General features: G+C 44.8%; 1 protein-coding gene. It reads right to left on the bottom strand.

Annotation, left to right across the window (positions count from 1 at the left end):
- Positions 1-644, bottom strand: a 644-nt coding sequence (locus CP370_RS09160) for a GH25 family lysozyme (protein ID WP_304441346.1), incomplete at its 3' end; no start/stop codon positions are given.
- Between the last annotated feature and the right edge of the window lie 26 nt (positions 645-670).

The following is a 670-nucleotide window of genomic DNA, read 5'->3' as shown; positions in this document are numbered from 1 at the left end:
AAGGGGTCTGTTTTCTGTTGATATTTCGTTAAGTCACTCTTCACGGCAACATCTGGCTTACCTGTCACTGCTTGCCAATGGGTATAAGCATACGCTCGATTACCCTTGGCATCCGAGTATTGTACGATTGGTGTTTTGGTACTTGGTTCAGGTTCTGTGTTATCGTCATCAGACGTCACATAACTTTGCCAATCATCCTTATCGCCATAAAATAAGTCCAAATCCAAGTCGCCAGCATAACCAGCCAAGCGCCCATATCCTGTGTATTGGCGGATAACAGGTTTACCAAAACTGCCCCATGCCGTGCCATCTTCCCATGGATCTGATTGATAACCTGTATGGGCATTCGAAGCATACTGTGCGCCCCATAAGTCGTTCACATTTGAGACTGCTGACCAGTCGTATTGGTTAATCACACTCTTCGATGTGTAAAGTAAAGGACGTATCCCTGTTGCTTGGTAAACCGTGTCCAGAAATGCCTTGGCATAAGTTGGACCACTGGCAATTGCTTCACCTTCAAAGTCCAGCACTAATAAGGCTTTACCCATGTAACCTTGGATGTTACTCAAAAAGAACTTGGCTTCATCAACGGCACCAGCTCCAGTGGCGTAATGATAAACACCCACCAACTTGTTCAGTTTCATTGCTTGTTGAATTTGTGTATTTGCAA

Source organism: Lactobacillus sp. UMNPBX19 (assembly GCF_002553805.1).
In the GTDB taxonomy this organism is placed as follows: Bacteria; Bacillota; Bacilli; order Lactobacillales; family Lactobacillaceae; genus Lactobacillus.
Note: the sequence above shows the minus strand (reverse complement) of the source record. Positions and strands in the feature narration are given on the sequence as shown.